The following is an 18976-nucleotide window of genomic DNA, read 5'->3' as shown; positions in this document are numbered from 1 at the left end:
CTAGGCGATAGCCTTTCGACTGTTGACGGCGATACCGGATGTCAGCACAAACAGCAGCGTCAGGATCGCCAGCATGGTCCGCCATCCGAGGAATTCGATGACGGAGCCGGCCAACAGACTGCCGATGACCTGTCCGCATACGAGGAAGAACTCGCCCTTGCCTCTGGCCGACGCCACTTCGTCGGCGGAATACGAGCTCACCAGCAACACCGTGCCCTCGTTGTAGCCGAGTGCCCAGGCGACGGCGATGCCCAGCAATGCCATCGCGACGAGCGGAGCGTTCTGACCAAGCCCCAGCACACAACTGGCAAGACCTAGCCCTAGAGCAAGAGATACAAAGACCGTGTGAGAGCGTTTCTTGGAGTTGAGCAGTGGAATCAATGCCATAGGCAGATACATGCCGAGCATGTGCAGTTGCATGGCCTGCATGCGCGTGCCGTCGGATTCGTGCAGCACATGTTCCATCACCAGCGGGGCGCCTGCCATGATCATGGTCATGGCGCAGCACACGGTGAATCCCAGGGCGATACCGAGCAGAAAGCGCGGGCGGCGCAGAAGCTCAAGCAGGCCGACCTTCTGCGCCGAACCAACGGGCTGCCGCGTGTTTCCGATCTGCTGGTCTGCTGGGAACATCGCCACCGTCGCCAGAGCGAGTATGCCGAGGACGCTTACGATGAGATAGGAGCCTGCGTAGTGGACGGGGAACAGTCCCTCGGCCCACGTCGCCAGCAACGGGCCGACGATCGCGGCGATGACGCCGGCGGACAGCACCACGGACACGGCCCGGTCCTTTTTGCCGGGGTTGAGATCGGCCGCCGCGTAACGGTAGTAGTTGGAGGCCGCCTGATAGATGCCGACCGCGAACGTGCCGACGCACAGAAGCGGGAAATTGTGGAACCATACCGCGCAGAACGAGCTGATTCCGCCGCATATGGCGATGACCGCCCCGGCCTCGAACACATGCTTGTGCCCGATGCTGGCGATGAGGCGATTGACGAAGGTATTGGCGAACACCGTCCCCAACGCGATCAGGGCGATCGGTATCGTCGCCATCCACGCGAACGGGGCCAGCTCACTGCCCACGAGCGCAGTGACCGTTAGGTCAACGCTCATCGCAGCGAGACTCAGTCCCTGCGCGACAAACAAAACCCTAATGGCGCGCTGTTGACCACGCATCAGAAGCCTCCCCTCATGTCCGCAGGAATCACTATCTCATCAAAAGACCAAGTGATTGAGCAGGTGTCTACAAGATTAAAAAAAAACGTTGGAATGATTGGATGGTCTCACCATTTGAGACAAGTGGAGCGGACAACGGGAGTCGAACCCGCCTCTAAAGCTTGGGAAGCTTTCATTCTACCGATGAACTATGTCCGCATGCCGTATGGCCGCGCCCCACACTCCGAACATGTCGGCGCAACGAGGCACAGGGAACCATTATACCGTCATCTGCCGACTCGCGCGGCATAGATGGGCGGAGCGATCGGCGTGCCGTTCATTTCGTTGGCCATCTGCATGAGACGCGCGATGCGGTCCTCGGTCGGTGGATGCGTGGAGAACAGGCGTGAGAAGCCGGCCATGGAGAACGGATTGGCGATCATCATCGCGGAAACGGACTGGGTGCCCGCGGTCTTGCGCATCGGCTCGGACTGCGCGCCATAGGAGATCTTGTTCAGCGCCGAGGCGAGGGCTTCGGGGTCTCCGGTCAGCAGACTTCCGTCCTCGTCGGCGTCGTATTCGCGCGTGCGGGAGATGGCCATCTGAATCAGGGAGGCGGCGATCGGCGCGAGAATCATGCTCAGCAGCGCGCCGATCAGGCCGAGTCCGCCGGAATCGTTACGGTCGTCGCTGCGGTCGTCGCCGAAGTACATCAGGGAGTAGCCCAGGTAGGAGATGACGGTGGCCATGGCGGAGGCGATGGCGGAGGTCAGGATGTCACGGTTGTACACGTGCATGAGTTCATGACCCAGCACGCCGCGCAGCTCACGGGCGTTGAGTATCTGGAGGATTCCTTGGGTGCAGCATACGGCCGCGTGCCGTTCGTTGCGTCCGGTGGCGAAGGCGTTCGGGCTCATGGTGGGGGCGATGTAGATGCGCGGCATGGGCTTGCCGGCCTTGGCGCTCAGTTCACGCACGATCTGGTAGATTTCCGGGGCTTCCCGTTCGCTGACCTCCCGCGCGCCCATGGAGGCGATGGCAAGTTTGTCGGAAAACCAGTAGGTGCCGAACGTGGTGACCAGTCCGATGACGATATAGACGCCCAACGTCTGCCTGCTGCCGCCCGTGGCCCACCAGATGAGCATGATGACGGCCCACATCAGGGTAAAGAGCAACGTCGTTTTCAGGCCGTTGAAGTGGCCGTGCACCCGTACTTTGGCATCCATATTGCACACACTAAAGTCGCAGGCTGAATGATTGCTGGATATGCGCCAAGCGCAATGTCGAATATTCGCCCGGTCCGCCCGGCCGCGCCCACACGGGGCGCGGGTACGGACGGGTGCCGGACGGCGCGGGCGAACCGTCAGGCGTGGGCGAGCTCGCGCATCTGCTCGGGATCGATGACCTTCTTGTGTTCGCGGCCTTCCTTGGCGCCCTCGGCACGCTCGAAGGCATCGACCTTTTTCCAGCCGGCGAAGTCGATCGGGCGAATGCCGCGCTCGGCCAGCAGTCGGTCGATGGAGTCGGGGTCACGGTCTTGCGCCACACGGCCGCCCTCGGCGGCACTTGCCAGATCTTCAAGCATGTTGGTCACGATGGCCAGCGCATCGGATTTGGTGGAACCGATCAGACCCACCGGGCCGCGCTTGGCCCAACCGGTGGCGTACAGCCGTTCGCGCACGTCGCCGCCGTCGGCATCGGCGGTGATGCGGCCGTCGCCGTTGGCGTTGGCCAGGTGGGCGCCATGCTCGTCGTAGGCGATGCCGGGGGCTTCGGCGGGCCGGTAGCCGATGGCATGGTAGACGGCCTCGACCGGGTAGTCCGTGAACTCGCCGGTGCGGCGCATCCTGCCATCGGCGCCGGTCTCGGTACGTTCCACGCGGATGGCCTTGACCTTGCCGTCCTCGCCGAGAATCTCGGTGGGGGCGGAGTTGAAGTGCACGTAATACCTGCGGTCGGCCGGATTGCCTTCGAAGTCGACGTCGCCATCGTCTTGCATGTCTTCGGCCATCTCGCGGATGGCGAACAGTTCCTCGACCATCTGACGGGTGAGCTTGTCCTTGCCGGCCACCTCGATGGTGTCGTCGTCCAGCTCGAAGTCGTCCTCGTTGATGATGAGCTGCACGCCGGGCAGCTTCTCCATCTCGCGCAGTTCCTGCACGCTGAACTTGGCCTGGGCCACGCCACGACGGATGAACAGGTGCAGCACCTTGGCCTTGTTGCGGCCGATGCCCTCGTACACGTTATCCGGAATGTCGGTCTTGGCCTTGAGGTCGTCGGCGTTACGCATGAGCTCGCGGGCCACATCCATGGCCACGTTGCCGCCGCCGATCACGGCGACGTTCTCGGCCGTAAGCGGCCATTCGCGGGCACCGGTGGGGTAACCGTCGTACCATTCGACGAACTTGGCGGCGCCGTACACGCCTTCAAGGTCGGCGCCGGGCAGGTTCAGCGGCTTGTCCTTGACCGCGCCGGTGGCGAACAGCACGGCGTCATAGCGGGCCAGCAGTTCGTCGAGGGTCACGTCCTTGCCGAATTCCACATCGCAGTACAGGTGGATGTTCGGGTTGTCGAGCGTCTTCTCAAGCGCGGAGGCGATGAACTTGATGGACGGGTGGTCCGGGGCCACGCCGTAACGCACCAGCCCGAAAGGTACCGGCAGTTTTTCGAACAGGTCGATGCGCGCTTCGGCGCCAAGGCCGAGTCCCTCACCCAACTTCTTGAGCTGGCGCAGGAAGATGTCGGAGGAATAGACGCCGGCCGGCCCGGCGCCGATTACAGCAATGCGGAGTTCAGTATTCACGGATTCAGTCACACGCTCTACCCTAGCGCAAAGCCTTCCGTTGCGATAGGGGTCATTCGTGGGGGTGCGGGCGCATCTCGCGCCCGGCCGGTTCGCCTCTTGGTCGTGTTCGCGCTTGAGCATGTCGATGATGCGTTCGACGCGCAACAGTGCGGCGGAGAGGTCATCGACCAGTTTCCGGGTCTCGTCAAGGAGCATGTCGACACGCCGTGCGCGAGTGTTCGGTTATCTACCGCAGCAATTGCGCGACTTCGGCAAGGAACCCGAAGGCGTCGTCCCCACGGTCGGTGAGCAGACGCACCGCGATCCCCTCGTTCTGGCGGCTCACGCCGATCTCGCCTCTCGGCCCACGATCGTGCGCCAGTGCACGAATCCGTTCGACGAGCTCGTCCTCCGCCGTCATCTGCGTCCGCCTTGATTCCCGGCGGGGAACGTGCAGATAGGCCATGCCGCAGTGGGTGAACTCCCGCCACATGGCCGTATCCGTATACGTGAAGCGGTCCGGTTCAAGCAGCAGGCGGTCGGCGAAGACCAGACGCGGGGCGGATTCCTCCCCGTCGCCACGGGGGCGAGACCGGGGACCGCCCTCCTCGCTCGTCTCGTCCACATAGACGCGAGTGGAGCTGCTGAACCGCCGCATCTTCCACCGCTCCCCCATGCCCACGCGACCACAGGTGACCACATCCGCATACATGAATGACGATTGCGCACCGATATGGGCGTTCGTGACGTTCGAGAACACCGAGTGCGCGAACGGGATGACCGGGAACGGCAGGAACACGGCTTTCGCGTTGTCCAGCACCGTCAGGTCGATGGTTCGTTTCGCCTCGCCGTCAGCCGTGTCGAGTACTTTCTCGTAGCTCTGCGTGCGCATCGTCGTATCGGTATCGGCTCCGAACGTGCAATCGATATGCGCCACATCGCCGCCAAGGAAACCGGGGGATGCGAGCATGACCATGCAATCCGTGTGCGCGCCGTCATGAAACGGCGTCATCAGCTTGAATGGCGCCTCGAAATACAGGTCGTCCACTTTGGTGCGCCCATGACGGAACGCCGTGGACATGCGGAATGTGCTTTCCGGCATACGCCCCTCTTACGGTCGTGCGGTGCGTGGTCGTGCGATGGCGTGATTCATGCCGTCACCGCATGTCCTCGAACAAGACCGATTTCCTGATCCATGCGATGACGTCGTCCACGCCTTTGTCGTTCATCAGATCGGTGAAGAGGTACGGGCGTCCGTTACGCATCCTCTCGGAATCGCGCGCCATCACATTCAGATCGGCGTGCACCAGATCCGCGATATCGGTCTTGTTGATGACCAGCAGATCGGAACGCGTCACGCCCGGCCCTCCCTTGCGGGGAATCTTGTCTCCCTCATCGGTGGCGATCACATAGATCGTCGCATCCGCCAGATCGGGGCTGAACGTCGCGGACAGATTGTCCCCGCCGGATTCCACGAAGATGATGTCCACGTCCGGGTGAGACGCGGCCATCGCCTCGCACGCCTCCAGATTCATCGAGCAGTCCTCGCGAATGGCGGTGTGCGGGCATCCTCCGGTCTCCACACCCACGATCCGGTCCTCGGGCAGGCGCGAATTGGCGATCAGGAATTCGGCGTCTTCCTTCGTGTAGATGTCGTTCGTCACGACGCATATCGAATAATCGTCGGCCATCTTGCGGGTCAGCCGCTCGATCAGAGCGGTCTTGCCGGAGCCAACGGGTCCCGCCACGCCGATTCTCACATAACTCATGATGTTCCTTTCTTTCAACACTGTGGTATCGTGTTCCGTCTGCTCAGCTCATGTACAACCGTGAGTACAACGTTTCGTGCTGCATGGCCGCGATGTCGATGTACGCCCCGGATACACCCAGGTCATCGGGAGTGAGCGTGAGCGCCAGATCGACCGCGGCGACGATTTCGGGAAACGCACGACTGAGCGCCACCTGCCCTGCATACTGGCTGATCGGCACGGCTTTGACCGCGCAGACGGTGAGTGCGCTGAGCAGCGAGTAGCAATAGGTGACGGCCGCGTCCCGCAGCGATGTCGCCTTGTCGGCGGCATACAGACCCATGACTATCGAGTGCATGCCGAAGCAGGTTCCCGAATCCACGAGTCGCTTGTACCGGTCGACATGTGGAATGGTGCGCGGACGGGCGGCGCCTCCCCGTTTGGACGCCTCCCCGCGGTCGACGCCATGCCCGCGCCTTGAATCGACGGGCTGCAACGGTTGGGCCTCCATCTGATCGACGAGTTTGATCATGCGCATGCACATGCGGTTCTGCCCCTCACGAATCTCCCTCGCCGACTGCAAGGCCACGCACAATGCGTCGAGCTCGGCGAGTCCGTTCACGAAACCGGCGTCATCGGGGTCGCGGCCCGCGGCCATCTTGCCCGCAATCACCATCTGCCCGATTTCGCGGTATGCGGCAACCTCCACATAGTCTTTCAGATATTGCTCGAAATCAGCCGAGGACCGCAGCAGGTCGCGTTGCACGAAGGTCTCCATGCCGTTCGACAAGGCGAATGCGCCGACGGGAAAAACACTGTCGCACACCTGCAGCATCGCAAGATGACGCAGGGCGCATTCATCCGCCGGGGAGCCGGCATGGGGCATCGTGTGTTCCTTCATGTGTACGGACGGCATCAGTGCATATGCCAGGTTTGGCCGTGATCGTGCGAATGCATGCCGTCGGCGCGATGCAATACGCCGTTAACTTCGTATTCGCTTTTCTCGTGGTGATGTTCGCCGATGGCATGGGCGTGGGGCTCATGCCGTTCGGTCTCCTGCTCTTCTTCGGCCAGATCGCCGGTGGTTTTGTTCGTGCCAGGAACGATGGTGCCGGCGCCGGCATGCGCTTTGACGATGAGGAATCCGTCGAATCCGCCCTCGATGACGCGCGGATCGAATCCGATCTTCTTCGTGTATTCCATGGTCGGATGGTCGTATGGCACCAGCACGCGGTCGTCCTCCACCTTCAGGCTGAGATGGCGGTTGCCCAGTTCGAAGCACAGACGCCCCATCTCCTTCATGGAATGCACCGGAATCTCGATGAGCTGCGCGGTGCGGATACGGGCGAAATATCGTTTGTCGGCGGTTTCGGCGAGCACATCGCCGTCTGCGATGGTGGCGCCGACCGCGACGCCGAACTCGGTGCCGTCGGCGGCGACTTTGCGCATGCGCTTCTTATCGGCCTCGAACCATTCGAATTCGATCGGAACGTTCAGCTTGCCGTCGGAGAATGTGTCCGAAATGATGTTGCCGGAGATGCGGTTGGCGATCATGAGCCTGCTGCCGCCTTTCGTTTGCATTGCCTGTGATGGTCACGCAGAACGCTAGACGCCGAAAAGGGCGGGCATGTAAACACGGGGAAACGATTCGGCAACGAGGCCCTCCTTTCCGGTGTGCGGGTGCCCGCGTCCTCACGCATGGCGGCGCGGGCACCCGTTCTTCGACGCCTAGAACAGGAAGTACCGCTGCGCCAACGGCAGTTCCGCCACCGGTTCGCTGTGAATCGGCTCGCCGTCGACGCTCACTTGGAACGTCTCGGGGTTGACCTGAATATCCGCGATGGTGTCATTGAACTTCAGATCCTTCTTACCGATGCCACGGCAGTGGCGCACCGGAAGCACCTGCCGTTCGAGACCGAGCCGGCCGGCGATGTCGTCGTCATGGGCGGCCTGCGAGACGAATGTGGCGCATGAGGAGCCCAAGGCTTTGCCCATCGCGCCGAACATGTCGCGGTACAGCACCGGCTCGGGAGTAGGTATGGACGCATTCGCGTCGCCCATACGCGCATGGAGGATCGATCCTCCCTTGATGATCATCTCCGGTTTGGCGCCGAACAGCGCCGGCTGCCAAAGCACCAGATCGGCCATTTTCCCGACTTCGACGGAACCGACGTAGTCGGAGATGCCGTGCGTGATGGCCGGATTGATGGTGTATTTCGACACGTACCGCTTCACACGGAAATTGTCGTTGCGGTTGTCGTCGTGCGCATCCTCGGGGAGCGGGCCGCGTTGCTTTTTCATCTTGTCGGCCGTCTGCCAGGTACGGGTGATGACCTCTCCGACCCGTCCCATGGCCTGCGAGTCCGAACTCATCATGGAGATCAGCCCAAGGTCATGAAGCACATCCTCGGCCCCGATGGTCTCGGGGCGAATACGCGAATCGGCGAAGGCGATGTCTTCCGGCACATTGCGGTCAAGATGATGCGTGACCATCATCATGTCGAGATGTTCATCGATGGTGTTACGGGTGAACGGCATGGTCGGGTTCGTGGAGCTCGGGAGCACGTTGGGGAAACTGGCCGCGCGGATGATGTCGGGCGCGTGGCCGCCGCCCGCCCCTTCGGTGTGATAGGTGTGGATGGTCCGGCCCTTGAATGCGGCGATGGTGTCTTCGACGCATCCTCCCTCATTCAGGGTGTCCGTATGGATGGCCACCTGCACGTCCATGTCGTCGGCGACACCGAGGCACGTGTCGATGACGGCCGGGGTCGCGCCCCAATCCTCGTGGATCTTCAATCCGGCCGCTCCCGCACGAATCTGCTCGCGCAATGGTTCCGGCGATGATCCGTTGCCTTTGCCCAGATACGCGATGTTCACCGGCATGGCTTCGGCGGCTTCGATCATGCGGGCGATGTGGAACGCGCCCGGCGAGCATGTGGTGGCGTTGGTGCCGTCAGCCGGCCCGGTGCCGCCGCCGACCATGGTGGTGACGCCACCGGCAAGAGCCGTGCGGACTTGCTGCGGCGCGATGAAATGAATATGGGTGTCGATGCCGCCGGCGGTGAGGATGAGCCCTTCACCGGCGATTGCCTCCGTGCACGCGCCGACTGCAAGACCCGGGGTCACCCCGTCCATGGTCTGCGGGTTGCCGGCCTTGCCGATCGCGCTGATCTTCCCATCCTTGATGCCGATATCCGCTTTGTAGATGCCGGTGTAATCGACGACGAGCGCGTTGGTGATGACCGTGTCCGGCGATTCGGAGTCCTTCTGGACGGATGACTGCCCCATGCCGTCCCGGAAGGATTTTCCGCCGCCGAATTTCAATTCATCGCCATAACGCGCGTAATCCTTCTCGACCTCGATCAGCAGACCCGTATCCCCCAAGCGCACCCGATCGCCGGTGGTCGGCCCGAACATGCCCGCATAGTCGCTTCTGGTGATGGTTCTCATGTTCAGTCCTCCGTTTCCTCATCGAAGCCGAGGAAGCCCTGCTCCTTGGCTCTGGCGAACGCCGCCTCGCGCACCTTGGGATCGTCGAGCCTTCCTTCGGTCAGCGCGTTGAAGCCGTGCATTTCACGGCTGCCCCTGAAATCGACGAGTTCGACCCTGTGGGATTCACCGGGTTCGAAGCGCACGGCGGTGCCGGCCGCGATGTCAAGATGCTTCCCGTATGCGGCCTTGCGATCGAATCTCAAATACTTGTTGACCTCGAAGAAGTGGAAATGGGAACCGACCTGAATCGGGCGATCCGCGGTATTGGTCACATCAAGCGCGATGGACTCGCTGTCTGGATTGAGCTCGATATCGTCATCGGCGAGAATATATTCACCCGGCTTGAGCTCCTCGGTCGTCTCGATGGGGTCATGGATGGAGACCAGTTTGGTGCCGTCCGGGAAGGTGACCTCCACCTCCACTTCGGAGATCATCTCGGCGACACCGGGCATGACGTCATCCGCGGATACGATGGTGCGCCCATAGTGCATGAGCTCCGCCACGGTCCTGCCTTCGCGGGCGCGTTCCATCACCTCCGAACTGATGAGCGCTATCGCCTCGGCGTAGTTGAGCTTCACCCCCCTGCCCCTTCGCTCCTTGGCCAACTCCCCCGCCAGATGGAGGAGCAGCTTATCGGTTTCCCTTGGCGTCAGTCTCATATTCGACCCCTTGTCGTTGATTGCCTCACAGTGTTGCCGTTGCGCGTGCGCGAGAGGATTCTCCTCGCCCGCACGCCGATGATGCCGCGGATCGCGTGGCGGCGATGGTCACGCCCAATGCTGCTCGACCTTGCCGTATTTCCAGATCAGCACCGAGACGAGCCAGAAACCGATGAACAGCACGACCATCGCATAACCGAGGTAATTGAAGTCGATTCCCTGCACCCAGTTCCAGAATCCGCTCCGAAGATTCATGGCCGTGGCGATGACCTGCAACAGTTCGACCACGCCGATCATCACCGCGGCAAGCACCGAAGCGGAGGTGATGGTCAGGTTGTAGTAGACCTTGCGCACCGGCGTGTCGAAAGCCCACTCGTATGCGCTGGACATCATCACCGAATCCGTGGTGTCCATGAGATTCATGCCCGCAGCGAACAGTATCGGAAGGCAAAGCGTGCCGTACAGCGGGATGTTCGACTGCGTGGCGCCGGCCGACATGGCCAGCAACGCGACTTCGGTGGCGGTGTCGAATCCGAGTCCGAAGAGCAGTCCTATCGGATACACATGCCAGCTTCTGGTCACGAAGGCGAACAGCCTGCCGAAGATTCTGTTGATGAAACCTCGCGAGTCGAGCATCGCGCTGAACGCGTTGTCGTCGTAATCCTTGCGATGGCCTTTCATGGAGCGGAAGACCCGGACCATGTCCACAAGCACGACCGCGTTGAACACCGCGGTGAGGATCAGGAACATCCCGGAGACCGTGGCGCCGACGTATCCGCCGATCTGCTGGAACACGGCCATATGCGCCTGAGCCCACTTGGACGACAATCCCAGAAGCAGCGCCATGAGGAACACGATGGTCGAATGGCCCAGAGAGAAGAAGAATCCGACGCCGTTCGGGTTCCGTTTCAGCTGGATAAGCTTGCGCACGGTATTGTCGATCGCCGCGATGTGATCCGCATCGAACGCGTGGCGCAAACCCAACGTGTAGGCGAGCATTCCCAGCCCAAACAGCACGGGAGCCGTTCCGGCCGCCATGAGCAGCATGCCGATGCCCAGAATATGCAGCATCGCCGTTCCCATATAGTACGGCAATCCCGCCTTCACGATTCGTCGCAGACCTTTCACTGACACTCTCCTTGCAGGTCACGGGAACCTGGATCGGGCACCGCGCGCCGACCCGTCCATCCATGAATCCGTTATGGGCGTAACCATAGGGACCGCGTATTACGTCACGGCTACGGCCATGTTTCCGCGAATCATGGCCGAAGCCGCGGGCGGGACTGCCGGGCCCGTGGAGCGGCCGGTATCCCCGCCCGACTGCGACCGGCACGTCAGACGCGCATGACGTCCTTCGCCTCCCCGACCGCGCCGACGCCGCCATCTCCGGCACCGATGAACCGGCCTGCGGCGAGAACATAGTAGCGATCCGCACGTTCGACCGCGAATTGCACTTTCTGTTCGACGAGCATCACGGCGATGCCCTTGTCTTCGGCCATCGAACGGATGGACCGTTGGATCTCCGCCACGATATTCGGCTGGATGCCTTCCGTGGGCTCGTCCAGAATCATCAGCTTCGGTCTGGTGATCAACGCCCTCGCAATGGATAGCTGCTGACGCTGGCCGCCGGAGAGAAGACCGGCACGACGGTCGGCGAACTCCCTCAGCACGGGGAACGCCTCCATCGCTTCGTCATACCGGCTCTGCGCTTCGGCGCCGTAACGGTCGGCGACCACGCGCAGATTCTCGTCCACGGTCATTTGCCCAAAGGATTGCTGGCCTTGCGGAACAAACGCCATTCCCATGCGGATGCGTTTGTTCGGCGCGACGCGAGTGACATCCACGCCATCGAAGGTGATCGATCCACCGGTCGCCGGGAGCAGACCGACCACCGATTTCAACAGGGTGGTCTTCCCGGCGCCGTTGTTGCCGACGATGCTCACCCACTCACCGGGGCGGACGGACACGTCGATGTCGTTGACCACGGACACCTTGCCATAGCCTGTGCTTAACCCCCTGATCTCCAACATGTTCTCTGCCATCATCGATCTTCTCCTCCGCCAAGGTAGATTCTGACCACTTCCTCGTTGTTCTGGATGTCCTCGACGCTGCCTTCGGCGAGGATCCGCCCCTGATTGAGCACGGTGACCGAGTCGGCGAATTGACGCATGAAATCCATATCGTGTTCGACGATGACGACCGTGCGATTGCGGCTGATGCGCGTGAGCAGTTCACCGGTGGCCTGACGTTCCGCCGGCGTCATGCCGGCGACCGGTTCATCGAGAAGAAGCAGACGCGCGTCCTGCACGAGCAGCATGCCGATCTCCAGCCACTGCTTCTTGCCGTGCGGCAGAATACCCGCCGTCTTATCCGCATCGCCGACGAGACCGCACACTTCCATGATGCTCTGGATGTTGCGCGACGCTCCCTCGGTTCTTCTGAATAATTCCGACATCTTCTTGTGCAGGCCTTCGGCGAGCTGCAGATTCTGCAGCACGGACAGCTCTTCCACGACGGAGGCCGTCTGGAAGGTGCGGCCGACCCCCAGCCGGACGATATCGTTCGGCTTGCGTCCGATAAGCTCCTCCCCTCCAAACATGGCCGAGCCTGCGGCCGGCACCAGTCCGGTGATGGCATCGATGATCGTGGTCTTCCCGGCGCCGTTCGGACCGATCAGGAACCTCAGATCACCGTGCATGACGGTCAGGTCGATATCCTTGACCGCCACGAACCCGTCGAATTCGACATGCAATCCACGGATTTCGAGGTAGTCGTTCCATTGGCCGCCCTGGGCGTCCAGGGTCGCGAGCTGGCTCGCAAGCTCCTGGCGCTCCCTGGCGATCTCGGCCTTCATCCTGGCGGCCTCATCGCGGAAGCGTCTGGCTTCATCGCGCATCCTGCGCATCTCATCGCGCAGCTGATCCAGCTCGGCGCCCTCGGTCTTGTTTTCGTCGCTCATGCGTTCACCGCCTTTGTGGTCGTTGCCGCCTCGTTCGGCACCGTGGCCTTCACGCCATCATGGCCGAGCCTTCCGGCCAGCCATGGACGGAAGTTCCTGATCTGGCCAAGGCCCATCGGGGCGAAGGCGATGACCAGGATGAAGATCGCGCCTTCGACGTACGTCCAAACGGACGGGCAGGCCTCGGAGAGCTGCGTTTCGGCGAATCGAATGATCAGCGTGCCGATGACCGGACCAAGCAAGGTGCTTCTTCCCCCGATCACCACGCCGGCAAGCATCATGATGGATGGAATCACATCGATGTCGGAGGGGGAGATGATGCCGACGACCGGTACGAACATGGCGCCGCCGATGCCCGCGAACACGGCCGCGAGGGAGAACGTGAACACTTTGATGGAAGCGGGATTGTAGCCGAGGAACTTCATACGGTTCTCCTGGTCCCGCACGCCGATGATGAGCTCGCCCATGAATGAATGACGAATCCAATCGGCGATGAGCACCATGCCCAGCACGCAGAACGCGCAAATGTAGTAGATCATCCTTTTGTTGGCCGGGTCGGTCAAATCGTAGCCGAAGAAACCGGAGAAGTCGTTCAGGCCATTGGTGCCGCCCGTGGTCTTGGACTGGCCAACAAGCAGCACGGCGAACGCGGCGACCAACGCTTGGGAAAGGATCGCGAAGTAGGCGCCACGCACGCCTCTGCCGAACACGGCCCAACCGAGGGCCGCCGCAACGGCACCCGGCACCACGGCGACGCCGATGATGGTGACGACCGGATTGCGGAAAAGCTCCCAGAATCCGGGAAGTCTGTCGATGCCGTACTGTGCCATGAAGTCGGGAACCGCGTCTGGACCGAGTTCTTCGATCTTCAGGTGGATGGCCATCACATAGGCGCCGAGTCCGAAGAACAGTCCCTGACCCAAGGTCAGCATGCCTCCCTGCCCCCATGCCAGGCCAATGCCGACCGCGACCATCGCGTAACACAGATATTTGGACAACAGCCCCAGACTGTACGCGCTCATGACCGTCGGCGCGAGGATGATCAACGCGACGGCGGCGATGGAACCGATCCATGAACGGTACTTGGTGACGAATGCGGCAACAGATCCCATAACATGCACTCCCTTCTTGCCTTATGCCAGATTCCTGGAACGGACCGCGACCAGACCTTGAGGACGGAACTGCAGGAAGATCACCACGATCAGGAAAATGGACATCTGCGCGATGGACGACGAGGTCGGCAACTCGATCGCGGACTGGCACAGGCCAAGCGCGAAGGATGCGATGACGGCGCCCTTGAGCTGTCCGACGCCTCCGGCGACGACCACAAGGAACGCCTGCACGATGAACGAGGTACCGAAGTTATAGCTGATGGAGTTGAGCAGGCTCAAAGCCACACCGGCGATACCGGCGATACCGGATCCGATGAAGAAGGTCAGGTGATCCACCGTTGCGGTGGAGATTCCGGAGACCTCGGCAAGATCGCGGTTTTCGGCGGTTGCACGGATACGGCGTCCCAGCGGCGTGAACTTCAGCACCGCGTACAATGCGGCCACGCACACCACCGACACCACGAAGATGAACAGCCTCGATGCCGGGAAATCGTACCCGAACAACGTGACCGGCTCGGTCAGCGCTTCCGGCGCTTGGGCATAGACGCCCGTGGAGCCGAAGATGTCTCGCGCCACCTGCTGCAGCACCAGCGAAACGCCGAATGTGACCAGCAACGTGTCCAAAGGACGGGTGCGCATACGCGAAAGCAGCAGCACGTCCAGCAGCAGGCCGAGCAGACCCGCGACCACGAAACCGGCGACCAGCGCGAGGCCCAGTGCAAGCGTCTTGCTGGCGAAGACCGTGCTCATGACGTACGCCGTGTACGCACCGGCCATCATGAATTCGCCATGCGCGTTGTTGATCACGCCCATCTGCCCGAAGGTCAACGACAGCCCGAGCGCCGCCAGAAGCAGTATCGAGCCATTGGACAATCCCGCGACCAGCTGCGGTACAAGCATGTTCATCCCTTTATCTCCTTTTATTCACTTGGACGAATCCGAACCCGGGCTCTGCAGGCTCCCGGCCCACGCATACGCCTTGAGATACGAATCGGGCCTGCTGGGACCATATCGAGCCGCTTGGCAGTCCCTCGACAATCCGCGGTGCAAGCATGTTCATCCCTCCTTCTCCCTTCACTCACTTGGATGAATCCAAACCCGGACTCTGCAGGCTCCCGGCCCACGCATACGCCTTGAGATACGGATCGGGCTTGATGGGGCCATCGGACTTCCACACGGTATGGATCAGGCGATCATCGCCGATCCGGCCGATATACGACGTCTTGTAGATGTGGTGGTTTTCGCCATCGACGGTGACCGTGCCTTCGGGGGCATCGAACGTGATGCCGCCGGCGGCGCGCTTTACGTCATCCACGGCGAAGCTCTTCGCCTTCTCGACCATTTCCTTCCACAGGTACACGGAGGTGTAGGCGGATTCCATCGGGTCCGAGGTCGGTCTGTCATGCCCGTACCTGGCTTTGAAATCCTTCACGAAGGTCCTGTTTTCCTCGTCGCCCAAAGTCTGGTAGTAGTTCCATGCGGTCAACTGGCCTTTGACATTGTCCGGGCCGATCGAGGCGACTTCTTCTTCCGCGATGGACATGGAGATGACGGGAAGACTGTCCGCCTGCAGACCCGACGCCTTGTATTCCTTGAAGAACGCGACGTTGGAATCACCGTTCAGCGTGTTGACCACGGCGTCAGCCCCCGAGGCCTTGAGCTTATTGACGATGGTGCTGAAGTCCGTGGCACCCATCGGCGTGTATTCCTCTCCGACGATCTGCATGCCATTGTGTTTCGCATAGGCGCGCACGATGCGGTTCGCGGTTTGGGGGAACACATAATCGGATCCCACAAGGAACAGCCTTCTGCGGCCTTGCTCCTTGAGATAGTCGAGAGCGGGAACGATCTGCTGGTTCGGCGCCGCACCCGTATAGAAGATATTGGGGCTGGCCTCCATGCCTTCATACTGCAGCGGATAGAACAGCAGCGCGTCGTCCGCTTCGAACACCGGCTTCATGGCTTTGCGGGACGCGGAAGTCCATCCGCCGAACACCGCCGCCACGCAGTTCTTTTCAATCAGGGTCTTGGCTTTCTCCGCGAACACCGCCGGTTCGGACTTGCCGTCCTGTTGCACGACTTCCAATTTCTTGCCGAGCACACCGCCCTTGGCGTTGATCTCATCGACCGCCATATGCAGCGAATCGGACACGGTCTTCTCAGAGAGGGCCATGGTGCCGCTCAGCGAGTTCACGAAACCGATGGCGATGCTCTTTGCGCTGGTATCCACACAGCTTTGCGCAGGAGTGCCGGAGCCATCGGATTCCATGGCCTTTCTGTCGGCCACGGTGCGGCCCCAGCCACAGCCACTGGTCAAGGCGACCACCGCGGCGAGCACCATAGCGGCCACGACCGGTCGCATCATTCCCAACTTCGCCATACGCCTGTTCCTCTCTCGCACGACGCCCAAGCAGTTACATGCCCATTTATCCCAACCCCTTTCGCGCGTCGTGTTGCCCTTGTGTTTCCAAAACGTCTCACGTATGACGTCTTCGTTAACGAGACGCCGAAAACCCTGTGTTCACAAGGGAATATACGGGGATGGATTTCGCCCGGATGCCGACGGGCGCGGTTCCGCGCTTCGAGACGGGCGGCATCGGCATCGCCCGGAACGGGCCTTACGGCATGAACGCAAGAAGAGCGACGACAAAAAACAAGCCGGCCGCCGCACCGATATGCGATCGGTGCGGCGGCCGGCTCCATGTCGCGGTACGCGGCGGGCCGTGTCCCCTAATCTCGATCGATCAGGGCGGTGAGGCCCCAGAGGATGCTCACCACGTCGATGGCCTCCTGGAGGAATGCGCCGACGACGACCGGAATGAGATCGAACGCGGCGGCGATCATGCCGATCACGGCGAGCGCAAGACCGACGATAACGGCTTGCAGCATCACACGCTTGGTGCGGCGGGCGATGGCGATGGCGCGCGGCACGGCCGCGATGTCATCGGTCATGATGACCACCTGGGCGCTTTCGGAGGCGGCGGTGGAGGTGCCGTCGGTCATGGCCACGCCGATGTCGGCGACGGCGAGCACCGGGGCGTCGTTCACGCCGTCACCGACCATCATCGTGACGGCGTTGCCGTCTTCCGCGGCGGACTTGACGGCGGCGACCTTGTCTTCGGGGAAGAGTTCGGCGTGGACCTCGTCAATGCCGACCTCGTTCGCGATGATGTCGGCCGAGGCGCGCTTGTCGCCGGTGAGCATGGCGAGTCTGGCGACGCCCAGCGCATGCAGTTTGGCGAGCGCCGTCCCGGCATTGGCGCGCGGCACATCACGCAGCACGATGCGTGCGATCAATCGGCCGTCGATGGACACGTAGGATGCCATCTCGTCCGGCTGCAGCAGGCCGAAGCGCGTGCGGACATCCTCTTCCGTTCCGCCGGCGGCCTCCGTTCCGGGCCGCGGGTCGTGACGCGGGCCAGTGGGGTCGGCGTTGCCGGCCGTCAGGAATCCGTCCTTCCCGGCGGCGGCAAACGACAGCCGGCCCACACGCACCACGTGTCCGTTCACCTCGCCGGAAACGCCCTTGCCGGCCTCCTCGTTGATGCCCTTGACGACCGGATGCTCGCGGCCGACGCCGAACCAGACGGCGTCCGACTCGGGGCATGGCCGCCCATCGTTCTCGGACTGCCGGCGCAGTCTGGCCATCGCCTCCGTTCCGGCCTTGGCGATGCCTTTGGACAGGATATGCACCGAATAGCTTTCCACCACGCCGGCCATCATCAGCACATGGTCCCCGTCGAACTGGGTCGCCGCGCCGGGCAGCATCTCGACGCGCACCACTTGCGGTTGTTTGACGGTGAGCGTGCCGGTCTTGTCGAAGAACACCTGGGTGACGCGGCCGAGATTCTCCAGCACATCCTGCGCCTTGATCAGCACGCCGGCCGCGGCGAGACGACCCGTGCCGGCGATGTACGCCACCGGTGCGGCGATGAGCAGCGGGCAGGGCGTGGCCAACACCAGCACCTGGGCGAATCGCGTCGGCACCCCGGACACCGCCCATGCGACGCCGGCAATCACCAACGAAAGCACGGTGAAGGGCACGGCCAAGCGGTCAGCGGTTTTCACCACGGCTGGCCGCGATTCCTGCGCGGAGGCCACGAGCTCGAGGATGCGCTGGTACTGCGAATCGGCGGCCACTTGGGTGGCACGCATGGTCAATGCAGTCGAGCCGTTCACCGCGCCGGACATCACGCGGGCGCCGGCGAACACTTCACGCGGCACCGGCTCGCCGTTGATGTCGCTCAGGTCAAGCGTGGCCGAGCCCGACAACAGTTCGCCGTCAACCGGCACGGTTTCGCCCGGCAACACCATCAGCACGTCGCCGAGCCGCACCTGTTCGACCGGCACCGTATCGAATCGATGCGCGGCCGACGCCGTCGCAAACTGGCCCACGCGGCGGAAGCCCTCGGATGCATCGCCGGCATCGCCTGCCGAGTCGCGTCCCACGCCGGGGAGGCTGACGACGTGCGCGGTCCGCGGCGCCGCTTCCATCAGTGCGGTCAGACTGTGTTCGGCCTTGGCCTGGGCGTACTCCTCGATGGCTTCACCGGACGTGACCATCAGCATCACCGCCCAGCTCGCCCAGTATTCGTGGACGGCCACAGTAGAGAGAATCGCGACCACGGCCAGCAGATCGACGCCGACCTGCCCGTGCCGCAGATCGTCGATCATGCCGCGCACGGTGTCGGCCACGATGATCAGCACCAGCGCGATGATGAGCCATTGGCCGAAGCCCGGATCGCCCAGCATCGCAATGTCGGCCGCGTGCCCCCAAGGATGCCAATCGCCTAGTAAAGCCAACGGAATCGCGGCGATGACGACGACCGGAAGCATCGGTACAAGCCGGCAAATATCGAGGATTTTGGTGAAGAATCTGATGAGTGCGCTCATCATTGCTCCTTACGCTCGTATACGGAGTCGATTGCGGCAAGCGTGGCCCGCGCAATCGGCGCTGTGGTCACGCCTTGTTAACCCACCGGCGTCCATGCCTGGGGCCTCGCATCGCTCAGCTCCCGCGTGACCTTCCGATACACGGCGTAAAGATGTTCGTATTCAGTTATGTG

The 18976-nt window shown here is 62.2% G+C and carries 16 protein-coding genes and 1 tRNA gene; all 17 read right to left on the bottom strand.

Translation table 11 applies throughout. The annotated features are described in order from the left end of the window. The 17 genes from BLIJ_RS00625 to BLIJ_RS00545 all read right to left on the bottom strand — a co-directional run bounded on the left by BLIJ_RS00625 (position 1) and on the right by BLIJ_RS00545 (position 18803). A complete protein-coding gene (locus BLIJ_RS00625) occupies positions 1-1113 on the bottom strand; it encodes an MFS transporter (RefSeq protein WP_231837845.1) in 1113 nt (370 codons plus the stop codon). A gap of 187 nt (positions 1114-1300) precedes the next feature. Next, positions 1301-1374, bottom strand: a tRNA-Gly gene (locus BLIJ_RS00620). 68 nt (positions 1375-1442) lie between these two features. Next, positions 1443-2381, bottom strand: coding sequence for a zinc metalloprotease HtpX (htpX, locus tag BLIJ_RS00615; protein ID WP_012576567.1), 939 nt, complete (start codon positions 2379-2381; stop codon positions 1443-1445). A 137-nt stretch (positions 2382-2518) separates the two neighbouring features. Then, positions 2519-3970 (bottom strand): FAD-dependent oxidoreductase, encoded by a 1452-nt coding sequence (locus tag BLIJ_RS00610; RefSeq protein WP_012576566.1) that lies wholly within the window; start codon positions 3968-3970, stop codon positions 2519-2521. A 217-nt stretch (positions 3971-4187) separates the two neighbouring features. Beyond that, positions 4188-5042 carry an urease accessory protein UreD gene (locus BLIJ_RS00605; RefSeq protein WP_012576565.1) on the bottom strand — a complete coding sequence of 285 codons (855 nt, stop codon included), beginning with the start codon at positions 5040-5042 and terminating at the stop codon, positions 4188-4190. 55 nt (positions 5043-5097) lie between these two features. Further along, the gene (ureG, locus tag BLIJ_RS00600; RefSeq protein ID WP_012576564.1) at positions 5098-5709 is read right to left on the bottom strand and encodes an urease accessory protein UreG; all 612 of its coding nucleotides are present in this window, start codon (positions 5707-5709) and stop codon (positions 5098-5100) included. A 43-nt stretch (positions 5710-5752) separates the two neighbouring features. Continuing rightward, positions 5753-6574, bottom strand: coding sequence for an urease accessory protein UreF (locus BLIJ_RS00595; RefSeq protein WP_012576563.1), 822 nt, complete (start codon positions 6572-6574; stop codon positions 5753-5755). Positions 6575-6603: 29 nt separating this feature from the next. Then, a complete protein-coding gene (locus BLIJ_RS00590) occupies positions 6604-7242 on the bottom strand; it encodes an urease accessory protein UreE (RefSeq protein WP_014484492.1) in 639 nt (212 codons plus the stop codon). Between the two features lie 174 nt (positions 7243-7416). Further along, positions 7417-9138 (bottom strand): urease subunit alpha, encoded by a 1722-nt coding sequence (ureC, locus tag BLIJ_RS00585; protein WP_012576561.1) that lies wholly within the window; start codon positions 9136-9138, stop codon positions 7417-7419. A 2-nt stretch (positions 9139-9140) separates the two neighbouring features. Then, entirely contained in the window at positions 9141-9839 is a 699-nt protein-coding gene (ureA, locus tag BLIJ_RS00580) for an urease subunit gamma (RefSeq protein ID WP_012576560.1), read from the bottom strand. Between the two features lie 108 nt (positions 9840-9947). Further along, positions 9948-10967 carry a HoxN/HupN/NixA family nickel/cobalt transporter gene (locus tag BLIJ_RS00575; protein ID WP_014484490.1) on the bottom strand — a complete coding sequence of 340 codons (1020 nt, stop codon included), beginning with the start codon at positions 10965-10967 and terminating at the stop codon, positions 9948-9950. 206 nt (positions 10968-11173) lie between these two features. After that, complete coding sequence (locus BLIJ_RS00570) at positions 11174-11884, bottom strand: ATP-binding cassette domain-containing protein (protein ID WP_012576558.1); 711 nt, start codon at positions 11882-11884, stop codon at positions 11174-11176. Further along, positions 11881-12798, bottom strand: coding sequence for an urea ABC transporter ATP-binding protein UrtD (gene urtD / locus BLIJ_RS00565; protein WP_014484489.1), 918 nt, complete (start codon positions 12796-12798; stop codon positions 11881-11883). Before urtD ends, BLIJ_RS00570 begins: the two co-directional genes overlap by 4 nt. Next, positions 12795-13910: an urea ABC transporter permease subunit UrtC gene (gene urtC, locus BLIJ_RS00560; protein WP_012576556.1), complete on the bottom strand. Its 1116-nt coding sequence runs from the start codon at positions 13908-13910 to the stop codon at positions 12795-12797. The genes urtD and urtC overlap by 4 nt, the downstream gene beginning before the upstream one ends. Before the next feature lie 21 nt (positions 13911-13931). Continuing rightward, complete coding sequence (urtB, locus tag BLIJ_RS00555) at positions 13932-14816, bottom strand: urea ABC transporter permease subunit UrtB (protein ID WP_012576555.1); 885 nt, start codon at positions 14814-14816, stop codon at positions 13932-13934. A 172-nt stretch (positions 14817-14988) separates the two neighbouring features. After that, positions 14989-16290, bottom strand: coding sequence for an urea ABC transporter substrate-binding protein (gene urtA, locus BLIJ_RS00550; RefSeq protein ID WP_014484488.1), 1302 nt, complete (start codon positions 16288-16290; stop codon positions 14989-14991). Positions 16291-16640: 350 nt separating this feature from the next. Next, positions 16641-18803 (bottom strand): heavy metal translocating P-type ATPase, encoded by a 2163-nt coding sequence (locus tag BLIJ_RS00545; RefSeq protein WP_012576553.1) that lies wholly within the window; start codon positions 18801-18803, stop codon positions 16641-16643. Positions 18804-18976: the final 173 nt, after the last annotated feature.

It is taken from the genome of Bifidobacterium longum subsp. infantis ATCC 15697 = JCM 1222 = DSM 20088 (genome assembly GCF_000269965.1).
GTDB lineage: Bacteria > Actinomycetota > Actinomycetes > Actinomycetales > Bifidobacteriaceae > Bifidobacterium > Bifidobacterium infantis.
The sequence above is the reverse complement of the archived record's forward strand: the minus strand, read 5'-3'. Positions and strand labels throughout refer to the sequence as shown.

Bases quoted from the DNA above. Each gene is read 5' to 3' on its own strand.
- BLIJ_RS00625 (WP_231837845.1), bottom strand. From the start codon at position 1,113: ATGAGCGTTGACCTAACGGTCACTGCGCTCGTGGGCAGTGAGCTGGCC.
- htpX (WP_012576567.1), bottom strand. From the start codon at position 2,381: ATGGATGCCAAAGTACGGGTGCACGGCCACTTCAACGGCCTGAAAACG.
- BLIJ_RS00605 (WP_012576565.1), bottom strand. From the start codon at position 5,042: ATGCCGGAAAGCACATTCCGCATGTCCACGGCGTTCCGTCATGGGCGC.
- ureG (WP_012576564.1), bottom strand. From the start codon at position 5,709: ATGAGTTATGTGAGAATCGGCGTGGCGGGACCCGTTGGCTCCGGCAAG.
- BLIJ_RS00595 (WP_012576563.1), bottom strand. From the start codon at position 6,574: ATGCCCCATGCCGGCTCCCCGGCGGATGAATGCGCCCTGCGTCATCTT.
- BLIJ_RS00590 (WP_014484492.1), bottom strand. From the start codon at position 7,242: ATGATCGCCAACCGCATCTCCGGCAACATCATTTCGGACACATTCTCC.
- ureC (WP_012576561.1), bottom strand. From the start codon at position 9,138: ATGAGAACCATCACCAGAAGCGACTATGCGGGCATGTTCGGGCCGACC.
- ureA (WP_012576560.1), bottom strand. From the start codon at position 9,839: ATGAGACTGACGCCAAGGGAAACCGATAAGCTGCTCCTCCATCTGGCG.
- BLIJ_RS00570 (WP_012576558.1), bottom strand. From the start codon at position 11,884: ATGATGGCAGAGAACATGTTGGAGATCAGGGGGTTAAGCACAGGCTAT.
- urtD (WP_014484489.1), bottom strand. From the start codon at position 12,798: ATGAGCGACGAAAACAAGACCGAGGGCGCCGAGCTGGATCAGCTGCGC.
- urtC (WP_012576556.1), bottom strand. From the start codon at position 13,910: ATGGGATCTGTTGCCGCATTCGTCACCAAGTACCGTTCATGGATCGGT.
- urtB (WP_012576555.1), bottom strand. From the start codon at position 14,816: ATGAACATGCTTGTACCGCAGCTGGTCGCGGGATTGTCCAATGGCTCG.
- urtA (WP_014484488.1), bottom strand. From the start codon at position 16,290: ATGGCGAAGTTGGGAATGATGCGACCGGTCGTGGCCGCTATGGTGCTC.
- BLIJ_RS00545 (WP_012576553.1), bottom strand. From the start codon at position 18,803: ATGAGCGCACTCATCAGATTCTTCACCAAAATCCTCGATATTTGCCGG.